We start from the raw sequence: 9,714 nt of genomic DNA on the forward strand, positions 1-9,714 counted from the left end.
TTCGTGTTGGTGGGGGCTTTGGGATAATGAGGGAATGAGGCCCCCGGCCCGGAGGTACTAGCTCTATCTCCGGTCCGGGGGTTTTACTCATCTTCTGGGCGGCCAATCGAACCCTCTGCGTTTCAGCGGTGCTAACTGGTTAAGCCAGGAGCGCCGATCACTGGGGGTTCCGGAGAAGGTGGTGACCCTGCGGCCCTCCTGGTCGAGGACTACCGGGTGTCCCTTCTTCGTGTAGACCACCTCGTACCCTGCATCCTCCAGGGCCTTGATGAGCTTTCTCATTTCCTTATTCATTTCCCAAGTTCACCCCCTCTCGGTGGGAACACTTATAGTCTACCCGTAGAGTTTACGTGTGGCAACTCAAGAGCGACGCTAAGGTTTGCGCGGGTAAAGCTCGGCACCGGTGGAGCGGGTGGCCACGCGACCGTCCCCCTGTGCGCTGGCCAGCTCCAGCACTATGCCGCCATGACCACCGAAGCCCACCTCTGCGAGAACTGCACCGGCCCCGTTGACCCATTCCTGGCAGGCGAGACCGGGCTCATTCTCCACCGCACCATCCGGCTAGACCTCACGGGGCACACCTGGGCAAAAACCCGGCTCAGCATGAATGACCGCCTATACCCGTACGAGCGCAACCGCCGCACTCAGATATGGAAGCGCCTGGCAGCCAAAGCCGCCGCTAACTGCCAACCCCTGGACTGGGCCCGCATCGTCATTTACTACCGATACCCCACCAATCACCGGCGCGAAGTCAACAACCTCATGCCGACATCCAAGGCGATTGTTGACGGCCTGGTGAAGGCCGGTGTGCTCGCGGATGACAACGACACCCGGGTGGTCGGGCCTGATAACCGCCGAGAGCCTGTCAATGGTCCGCATCAGGTGATTGTGCGCCTATATCGTCGTGCGGAATAGGTCTATTGCGCGACTATAGCCAATGCGCTAATATCGCATTAACAGGAGGGGTCCGCCAACCCCTCCTCACTCAACCACCACACAGGAGAACACCATGACAGCCACCCTCCAGAAGCGTGCCCAGGACTGCGACACCCCGCAGGAACTCCAGGCGCTTTTCGACCACATCATGAACACCACCGCCGAGAAGGTGCAGAGCGAATGGACCCCGCCCGCCCCACCCATCCCCGGCACCACCTACACACCCTTGGCCCTGGGACTGCTGAAGCAGAACGCCCAGAAAGAGGCCCAGATCGCCGCCCTGGAAGCCGCCGGATTCACCGATGCCCACATGGACAAGATGAGCGGCCCCCGGCCCGCAGTCACGCGCACAGCCGACGAAATAGAACAGTGGCGCGCCACCCGTGAACGCTCAGCACGCCGGAAAGCCGAAAAAGCCCGCCGCCGCGCAGACAAGCTGGAAGCAGCTGTCAAGCGTGACGAGGAGGCCCGCGGCCCCTTCGACCACGGGCACCTGAACATCCCCAGGGGCAAACGTCCGGGCCTGTCCATCGACTCCGCCATTGATCACGCCGCCGCCCTGCACGAGGCCCGCAGGGACGCCGAGCACCACGAATCTCGCGCGAACTACTGGGCGACCTGGACCCCAAAGGACAACTCATGAGCGGACGCCACAGCCTCGTAGAGATTGCGCGGGTCTACAACACCACCGCCGCAATGGGATACCCCGCACGCGCCGAAGTCCAGGGACGTTTCCGGATGTCCGCACGCACAGCCCAGAAGCACATCAAAGAGGCGCACCAGCGCGGGCTCATCCCCATGATCCAGAGACAGCCACACCAGAAGATCATCAACGTGGCTGATGCCCTGGACGTGACACCCGCCCAGCTCGCCGCCGCCATCCAGCGCTTCGCCGGCGGCCACCTGAGCATCCAGAACCATTCCCTGGTCCCAGAGACGGCAGGTGCCGTATGACGCACCACATCAAGCTCTGCCAGGACTGCGGAGAGCACCACCCCGGGCGGCACTGCGAACGGTGCGACATGCCAACCACCAATGAGTGGGTAGACAACCTTTGGGCCAACGAAGTGGCCTGTGCTCAGTGCCTGGCCGCTCTCGCCTTGGAACACGAACACCGGCCCGACGAATGCGAGGACGCGCCGCCCATGGCGACCTGCACCAGGGACCACTCCGAAGAAGCCCGCTACGACGCCGCAGAATCCGCCTGGGAAGTCATGCGAGACGGCGCACTGATCTAGAGAAGACACCAGCACATGCCACACATGACCAAAGAGCTAAGGAAGCTCGCCAAGGCCGCACGAGCCGCAGGGTGGGAAGTCGAACCCACGAGGAGGGGACACTGGAAGTTCCTGCCCATAGACCTCCGGCACGCCCCGATATTCACCAGCTCAACGCCCAGTGACCCCCGCGCCATGCCGAACCTTCGGGCGCGCCTAGAGCGGGCAGGGCTCCGCACCGGACACGGGTGGTAAACGTGACTATGTACGACCTTGGATACTACGTAGGCGTGGCTTTGTTCTACTGCCTTGTCCTCGCCGCCCTGACTGATCTCTTCCTGGCTCTCTCCCCATACCGGACCCCGCTGCATTATCGTCTAGCCTCCAAGCAGCTAGGCCGGAAGCTGGCAGAGGACGACTTCAACGTCCTGGACAGTAATGACCCTCAGATTCGCACCTTCGGTGTCCGCTCAGGACCGGTGATCACAGACCCGGTAGAGGCCATGCGGACCCACCTGGCCGGCACGGACCTGCAAGTCCAGAGGCTCAAGCTTCCCCTGGTCCTGAAGGCCCGGGAGAAGCACCTCAATAAGCTCTTTGCAAAGCGCAAGAGAGAGCGCGCTCAGCTAGATGAGGTGCGACACTATGCCGAGATGCTGCACAGTGAACGTGAGCATGTCCGCCGCCGGCTAGCCAACCTGCGCGCCGCCGAGCAGGAGCTGGGCCTGTGACAGAGGACATCCGCTACCTGCTCAGCCTGGGTGTGTCCATCGAGGAGATAGCCCGCCGCACCGGCAACAAGCCCGCGGCCATACGTAAAGAGCTTCAGAAAGAGCACGAGAAACAGGAGGCCGCGCGTGTTCGCAGATAGGTTTTACGGCGGACCCCACGACGGTGAAGTCATGGAGTCCAGCGCCGACACCGCCAGTGAGGACCGCATCAAAGTCAAGGCCACCGGCACCTTTTATGTCCGCGCCCCAGAGCTTGACACCCCAGCGGAACGGGCTTGGAAGCTGGACACTGAACCCGACGAAACACCCAGCGGGGAGCCTGCCCGGCCTGGTGTCGGGTTCCACTATGAGAACCCTGCGGGCATCACCCTAGATGATCTGAAGCGGTTTGTGGCCGTCGCAGAGGACAACGGCTGGCCGCCTGGCACGCAGGTGCGGGTGGTGGCCAAATTCAACGGGAAGCTCCGGCGCGTAGAAGTCCGGTAGGCAAAGAGAAACCCCAGCCGGGGGACAACTGCGGCAAGCGGGCAGCGGTCGGGTGGGGGGATTCCCTGGCTGGGGCTCTCTTATGGAATTCATCAACGCAACACCCTGTGGAAGAACGGCGCTGCTGGTGCTGATGCTATCACCAGACACGCCCAACTGTCTTTAGCACCACCATATGTGTGTCTTGTGGCGCTATATTTAGGTCATCGGGCTGGTCTGGGGGGACTGCGGCAACGAACACTGCACCCTGTTCACCGCACCCATGAGGCTCCAATATGCGCCGACTCTGCCCCGTATGCGCCCGCCGTCGTCAAGAATTAGTAGACCCTGAATGCGTCATCTGCCATGGCCACGGCTTCCTAGTCCTGGGCCAGGCCGCTCTAGAGACCTACCCCGCTGAGGTGGTAGCCGAAGCCGTTCACCTGGCCCTGGAAGCCCGGGCACGGATCGCGGACACCACCATGACGCTGGACCAAAACAGGCTCCTGGGGGTTCGTGATGCGCTCACGATGCTCTACGACTCCGGAATCCTGGACAATGAGCACGACATCCCCGTGGCGCTCACCAGGGCCCTGGCATCCAAGAGTGGAGCCCGTAGGCCCGCCATGGCGCTGGCCAGCGAAGTCATCCAAGAACCACTCTTCGACGTTGACGCGACCCTGGCGCAGGCAGGCCCGCACGAGTACCAAGAGCATGACCGGCCCGGAGTCCGGGGCACCCCACTGTTCTCCGCCAATGGCTACCCCTCACACCTGGCTCGCCTGGCAGACCCCGCCAACCCCCAGCAATCCACCGGGGCCACCGTCCGGGCCCGCCGACGCGACCACAAAGACGCGGAACTGCTGGTAAAGGCCGGTGAGCTGGCCGCACCGAAACGGCGCCGCAAGGCCCGCAAAATCGCCCGGCAAGAAATGAAAGCCCTTTTCAGCACCGAGGATGTCCTCAATGACCGCGAATTACTCCCCGCGGCCTAGTTCCCCCTACAGCGCGGTAGACCATGGGAGTGTGAAGTCACAGGCGAGATTCTGCGTCTCTCATCTGTGGTGCGAGTGATCGACCCCCGGACAGCTTGGGTGCAATCAGCTTCCGGGGGTCTTCTCGTGCCCGCGCATCCCCCAAGGCAGGACGGTGGAGGCCCACCCTGGGGCCACCGACACCGCAACCCACCTGGGAGCTGATGCACCGTGGCCGAGACCACTAACCCAACCAAGATTCATGAAGCCATCCAAGACCTAGCCGTCTCGATAGACGACCTGGAGCACTATGTGAAGAACCCCCGACAGGGTGACCTGAACGTCATCATGCAGTCACTGGAGGTCAACGGCCAGTACCGGCCTATCGTCGTCAACAAGGGCACCCACACCGGGCGACCCAACGAAATCCTGGCCGGCAACCACACGGTGAAGGCCGCCAAAGAACTGGGCTGGACCCACGTTGCTGCCACCTACGTGGATGTCAACGATGCCGACGCAGCCCGGATCGTGGCCGTGGACAACCGCGCTAACGACGTGTCTGGGTATGACGATGAGGAGCTAGCTGAGCTGCTGGGCGACATTAACGCCTCCGAGGGTGGCCTGGATGGCACCGGATTCACCAGCGACGATCTGGACGAACTGCTGGCCGGGATCAACCCCGATGAGCTGGAAGGTGAGGAGGACGCTGAAGGTGGGGATGACTCCCTGACCAGCTTCACCATCACCTGCCCGCCGGAGCTGCGGCAGCGGTTCGCGGATGCCCTGGACTCTTATGGGGGAGAGACCCGCGCGGAGAACCTGGGGTATCTACTGGATGCTCACCCCCGGCACGGGTAGCCGGAGCCACGAGAAGCCCCTCACCGTGTGGCGAGGGGCTTCTCTGTGTGTGGATTCATTTTTGGGACGAGGTCCGCCGGCGGGGCTGCTTGTCCATCCATTCACGGATCGTGGATTCCCACCACCACGGGCTGCGCATGTCGTAGCCGTCTGGCTCTGGGAAGTCCATGCCAGGTCGGTTGTACGTCTGATGCTTCCCGTAGCCTTTCCGGTTGGCCCGGGCGCGTGCGAGGTCCACACGGACTGTTGCAGTCTTCACGCTGCGGATTTCTGCTACTTCGTGTGTGTAGAGCTTTCGCCCCCTGTCTTGCGCTACGGTCATATTAGGCATGTTAGCTGGGGGCTGTCGCCATCACCATCCTTTCTTCCTGTTTTCCTGAGATTTCGGCGTGGTGGTAGTCACGCGCCGAGCGGGGAAGTTTAGGAAGTCTGCTCATGGCAGTAGTTGATGGCCTCCAGGGCACCGTCATAGTTGAGCTGACGGACCTCATCAGTGGGGGCGCTTGGGTCATCAATGACCCGGTAGGGCTTGTTCCCAGGTGCCCAGATCATCACGCCATCCTCGATGAGGCGGCTGTTGAGATTGTGCTTGTCCAGGTTCTTCTTGATGGTCTCTGCCTGGCGCTTGGTCAGCCGGAGGTTGGTCTTGATTTGCTCTGCGGTGAGGGTGCTCATTGCGGCTCCTTGGGGTCACTGGTGCTTGGTGGTTGAGTTTACTTCCGGGCTGGCAACCCGTGCGCTAATAAGAGATTAGCGCAGTAGGGGAGTGTGCGCAACCCCCGCGTCCCCCAATAGGCCACCGGTCCCTCTCATCCTGTGATCCTCAGACCACACAGGAGGACCACCGTGCCACGGAAGCGCCAGCCGCCCAAGTATGAACTGCGCCGCGCCGATGCCCTGCGGATGCGGGCCCGCCGCATGACCTATCAGCAGATCGCAGACAAGCACTACAACGGGGACCGTTCCAACGCTTACAAAGACATCCAGAAGGCTCTCAAAGACCTCCAGCGTGAACCCGCCGAGGACGTGCTGAAGCAGGAGCTGGAGTCTATTGACGAGCTAGAGCGCGTCTTCCTGGCCAAAGCCCTGAAAGGCGACAGGGACGCATTTGACCGCGTGATGAAAGCCAAAGAGCGCCGCGCAAAGTACCTAGGCCTAGACGCGCCAAAGGACGTGAACCTGAACACCGGCGGTGACATCATCGCGGTCTTTGACCCCAGCCTGGACAACTCAGGCCGCACCGAGCCAGAGGCGGAAGTAGACACCTCCCAGCTATGAGACGGGCCACCACAGTCAAGTTCAAGTACAGGCCGCACCCCAAACAGCTCCAGGCGCACCGCGCCCAGGTAGATGAGTTGCTCTATGGCGGTGCAGCCGGTGGCGGCAAGTCAATGTTTGCCCGCGCCGAGGCCATCCTCCTGTGCCTGCGAGTGCCCGGTGTTCGCGTACTCATCCTGCGGAAGACCTTCAAGCAGATGGAGAGCAGCGTCCTCCCGAAACTGCTGGAAGAGATACCGGAGGAACTAGCGAAGTTCCACGCCAGCCGGTACGAATTCACGTTCAAGAACGGGTCCGTCATCCAACTTGGCTACCTGGACAAGGACGGTGACCTAGAGAACTACCAAGGCCCCGAATACCAGCTAGTCATCTTCGAGGAAGCCAGCCAGTTCCCCGAGAACCACTACAGCTACCTAGAATCGCGTCTCCGAGCCTCCGGAGAAGTCGCAGAGCGCATGGAAGCCCTAGGGCTCTTTCCCCGCCGCATCCTCACCGCGAACCCCACCGGCATAGGCCTCATGTGGCTTAAGCGCAGATTCGTGGACCCATACCCTCCGGAAAAAGTCTGGAGACCGAAACCCTCAGAGGAAGACCCCGAACCTGGCACTAGGGTCTACATCCCCGCGCGCGCCACCGATAATCCCAGTCTGAACAAGGACTACCTAAAGACCCTGAACCGTCTGCCTGAAGACCTCCGGCGGGCACTAAGGGACGGTGACTGGAGTGTCCTGGATGGTGTGCGCTTCTCCTCCTGGCGGGAAAACAAGCACGTCCTTAAACCCGAGCTGTTCCCGATCAGCCTGCTATCCGGTCGCAAGGTCATCGCTGTGGACTACGGCCATGAAGCGCCCTTTGCCGCGGTCTGGCTGTGCAAGCTAGGCAACGGGCTGATTATCCAGTACCGGGAGGCCTACGCGAAGGGCTTGACACCGGTGCAGCAGGCTGAGCTGATTCGTGATCTGTCAAAGGATGAAGAGGAGGCATCAGGGGAGCCCATTGAGGTGGTTGCCGACCCTGCGATGTGGTCAAGGCAAGACGCGGGGGCGCACAAGACCAAAGACGGCTCACCGCCGGTGGGTTCCCAGGCGCACGCCTACCAGACGGTCCTCAACCGGCGGCCCATCAAGGCGAACAACTCCCGCATCCCGGGGTGGGCGCTGCTGGATGAAAAGCTGCGCATCCGAGAAGACGGGGAGCCCCGGTTCCTGGTCTACAACACCTGCCGGGACACCATCCGCACCCTGCCCACGCTGCCGCGCTCCAAGACCAACCCCGAAGACCTGGACACCAGCGCAGAGGACCACCTGGCCGATGCCATCAGGTACGGAGTTATGCACCTGGAAGGAAAGTTCAGCAACCTCGACGGGCTTGATGACTACGTAGACACCATGGACCCAATGGAGACGTACCGGATCGCTCAGGCCGAGTTCTAGAAATATCCCAGCGCGGAAGATTCATGTGTTGCCACGGACTTTTGAAGTCACTACCGGAGTGACACCGGGAGTCACTTCAGGAGTCCCTACAGGCGAAACGGGGGAGTGCCCCTGATCCCTTGGAAACACTGGGCAGGAAGTCACATCAGAAGTCACTTCGCAAGTCACTGGCCAAGTCACATCCGAAGCAAAGTAGAGCAAAGTACCCCAAAACAACTAGTCACCCAGCTCTACCTCACCCATCCATCAAATTTTGAAAAATCATTCATCATCACCCAGCTAAAGCTCAGGCCGCGCGAAATAAAAACGGCGTGCCCCATTGCGACCATGCCAAAACCTGCCGTAAGCTCAGCTTCAGTCGGCCCGCCAAGCCGCGCTAAACACTCAACCACCACCGCAATAGAGAGCCACCTCAATGCACCCCGCCCTGCCTGCCAGGCGACTCACCCACGCCGAGCTTTTCTCAGGCTACGGAGGCCTAGCCCTCGCCGTAGAGCAAATCTTCAACGCCGACCTTGCCTGGTACGCCGAATACGAAGCCGCCCCCTCCAAAATCATGGCCCGCCACTGGCCCGGAGTCCCGAACCACGGGGACGTGACGGCCATCGACTGGGCCGCTGTGGAGCCCGTAGACATCATCAGCGGAGGCTCACCCTGCCAGGACGTATCCGCAGCAGGACGGCGCGCAGGAATGACCGAAGGCACCCGCTCCAACCTCTGGGTAGCCATGCGGGAAGCTATCGCCACCATCAAGCCAACCCTCGTCATCTGGGAGAACGTCCGTGGAGCACACTCAGCAGCCGCCTACAGCGCAGTGGAATCAGAGCCGGGACTGCTGGGAGCACCCGGAGACGCCTATCTTCGGGCAACCGGACGTGTTCTCGGAGACCTGGCCAGCCTCGGGTACGACGCGGAATGGCGCACTCTACCCGCGTCATCAGTCGGGGCACCCCACAGACGAGAGCGCGTCTTCATCCTCGCCTGGCGAAGAGACGCCGTTGCTGAGGACCATGATGGCCGACGAGACGGGCGGGGGTATGCTCCATCCGGAGGTAGCCGCCGAGCGGGGGCAGACGCTCAGACTTTCATCCCAACTGGTGCATCTGGTGGCACCGGATCAGCTACCCCGGTAGCACTTCTGCCGACACCGCAGGCGAATCTGGGCAGCAATGGAGGCTCCCAGCACCCGGACAAGCGCCGCGCTGGCGGTCACAGTGTCAGCATCCAAGACGTGGTGGAGCACCTGCTGCCGACACCACTCACCACGGACGGCCACAATCCCAGCGACGCTGACACCCAGAGGAACAGCACGCCACTGCGGTCAATGCACCTGCTACCGACTCCCCGAGCCTCACACGGGGACAAAGGCGGCCCCAATCAACGGGACAGCGCCGGGCACTTCGATCTGCCGGCCATCGGGAACCTGTTGCCTACCCCGAAAGCCGGAGATGCGGACTTTGGTCTACCCCGCACCAGCGGACGACCCCCTGAACGCTCCACCCACCTAGCGACACGGCTGCATTACACCGACTTCGGGGACTACACGCCCGCAGTTGCCCGGTGGGAGCGCGTCCTGGGGCGACCGGCACCGGCACCCACGGAGCTGTCGCCCCGCGGTAAGCGCCGACTCAGTGAGCACTTCACAGAGTTCATGATGGGCGTCCCCGCAGGCTGGATATGCGACACCCCAGACATCACCCGGAACGACAAAATCCGGGCCGCCGGCAACGGGGTAGTGCCCCAGCAGGCCATAGCAGCACTCACCAACATGCTGCACTACCTCCCCGCACTCCGATTCACCACCAAATCAGGAAGGGCATAA

15 protein-coding genes are annotated in these 9,714 nt (G+C 62.0%); 12 read left to right on the top strand and 3 right to left on the bottom strand.

The features are described 5' to 3' along the window. Positions 1 to 87: 87 nt before the first annotated feature. Positions 88 to 282, bottom strand: coding sequence for a type II toxin-antitoxin system HicA family toxin (locus tag ABEA23_RS04305; protein WP_345476838.1), 195 nt, complete (start codon positions 280 to 282; stop codon positions 88 to 90). Positions 283 to 465: 183 nt separating this feature from the next. On the opposite strand from ABEA23_RS04305, the gene ABEA23_RS04310 reads away from it, so the two are divergent. The 9 genes from ABEA23_RS04310 to ABEA23_RS04350 all read left to right on the top strand — a co-directional run bounded on the left by ABEA23_RS04310 (position 466) and on the right by ABEA23_RS04350 (position 5,181). Continuing rightward, complete coding sequence (locus tag ABEA23_RS04310; RefSeq protein WP_345476839.1) at positions 466 to 915, top strand: RusA family crossover junction endodeoxyribonuclease; 450 nt, start codon at positions 466 to 468, stop codon at positions 913 to 915. Positions 916 to 1,009: 94 nt separating this feature from the next. Beyond that, positions 1,010 to 1,579: a hypothetical protein gene (locus ABEA23_RS04315; RefSeq protein WP_345476840.1), complete on the top strand. Its 570-nt coding sequence runs from the start codon at positions 1,010 to 1,012 to the stop codon at positions 1,577 to 1,579. Continuing rightward, on the top strand, positions 1,576 to 1,890 hold the full coding sequence (locus ABEA23_RS04320; protein ID WP_345476841.1) for a hypothetical protein: 315 nt from the start codon (positions 1,576 to 1,578) through the stop codon (positions 1,888 to 1,890). Before ABEA23_RS04315 ends, ABEA23_RS04320 begins: the two co-directional genes overlap by 4 nt. 68 nt (positions 1,891 to 1,958) lie before the next feature. Beyond that, positions 1,959 to 2,174 carry a hypothetical protein gene (locus ABEA23_RS04325; RefSeq protein WP_345476842.1) on the top strand — a complete coding sequence of 72 codons (216 nt, stop codon included), beginning with the start codon at positions 1,959 to 1,961 and terminating at the stop codon, positions 2,172 to 2,174. A gap of 269 nt (positions 2,175 to 2,443) precedes the next feature. Beyond that, positions 2,444 to 2,884: a hypothetical protein gene (locus tag ABEA23_RS04330; protein ID WP_345476843.1), complete on the top strand. Its 441-nt coding sequence runs from the start codon at positions 2,444 to 2,446 to the stop codon at positions 2,882 to 2,884. After that, on the top strand, positions 2,881 to 3,024 hold the full coding sequence (locus ABEA23_RS04335) for a hypothetical protein (RefSeq protein WP_345476844.1): 144 nt from the start codon (positions 2,881 to 2,883) through the stop codon (positions 3,022 to 3,024). The genes ABEA23_RS04330 and ABEA23_RS04335 overlap by 4 nt, the downstream gene beginning before the upstream one ends. Further along, the gene (locus ABEA23_RS04340; protein WP_345476845.1) at positions 3,011 to 3,370 is read left to right on the top strand and encodes a hypothetical protein; all 360 of its coding nucleotides are present in this window, start codon (positions 3,011 to 3,013) and stop codon (positions 3,368 to 3,370) included. Before ABEA23_RS04335 ends, ABEA23_RS04340 begins: the two co-directional genes overlap by 14 nt. A gap of 275 nt (positions 3,371 to 3,645) precedes the next feature. Then, positions 3,646 to 4,344 carry a hypothetical protein gene (locus ABEA23_RS04345; protein WP_345476846.1) on the top strand — a complete coding sequence of 233 codons (699 nt, stop codon included), beginning with the start codon at positions 3,646 to 3,648 and terminating at the stop codon, positions 4,342 to 4,344. A 210-nt stretch (positions 4,345 to 4,554) separates the two neighbouring features. After that, the gene (locus ABEA23_RS04350; RefSeq protein WP_345476847.1) at positions 4,555 to 5,181 is read left to right on the top strand and encodes a ParB/RepB/Spo0J family partition protein; all 627 of its coding nucleotides are present in this window, start codon (positions 4,555 to 4,557) and stop codon (positions 5,179 to 5,181) included. 55 nt (positions 5,182 to 5,236) lie between these two features. Here the strand turns inward: ABEA23_RS04350 and ABEA23_RS04355 are convergent, their stop codons facing one another. Then, entirely contained in the window at positions 5,237 to 5,503 is a 267-nt protein-coding gene (locus tag ABEA23_RS04355; RefSeq protein WP_345476848.1) for a hypothetical protein, read from the bottom strand. Between the two features lie 98 nt (positions 5,504 to 5,601). Then, the gene (locus ABEA23_RS04360) at positions 5,602 to 5,856 is read right to left on the bottom strand and encodes a hypothetical protein (RefSeq protein ID WP_345476849.1); all 255 of its coding nucleotides are present in this window, start codon (positions 5,854 to 5,856) and stop codon (positions 5,602 to 5,604) included. Between the two features lie 171 nt (positions 5,857 to 6,027). Between ABEA23_RS04360 and ABEA23_RS04365 the strand changes: the two genes are divergently transcribed. From ABEA23_RS04365 to ABEA23_RS04375, 3 genes are all read left to right on the top strand, one after another. Further along, the gene (locus ABEA23_RS04365) at positions 6,028 to 6,459 is read left to right on the top strand and encodes a hypothetical protein (RefSeq protein WP_345476850.1); all 432 of its coding nucleotides are present in this window, start codon (positions 6,028 to 6,030) and stop codon (positions 6,457 to 6,459) included. Then, positions 6,456 to 7,892 carry a phage terminase large subunit gene (locus ABEA23_RS04370; protein ID WP_345476851.1) on the top strand — a complete coding sequence of 479 codons (1,437 nt, stop codon included), beginning with the start codon at positions 6,456 to 6,458 and terminating at the stop codon, positions 7,890 to 7,892. Before ABEA23_RS04365 ends, ABEA23_RS04370 begins: the two co-directional genes overlap by 4 nt. A 415-nt stretch (positions 7,893 to 8,307) precedes the next feature. Continuing rightward, positions 8,308 to 9,714, top strand: a complete 1,407-nt coding sequence (locus ABEA23_RS04375; RefSeq protein WP_345476852.1) for a DNA cytosine methyltransferase — start codon at positions 8,308 to 8,310, stop codon at positions 9,712 to 9,714.

Source organism: Nesterenkonia rhizosphaerae, from assembly GCF_039544555.1.
Taxonomy (GTDB): Bacteria; Actinomycetota; Actinomycetes; order Actinomycetales; family Micrococcaceae; genus Nesterenkonia; species Nesterenkonia rhizosphaerae.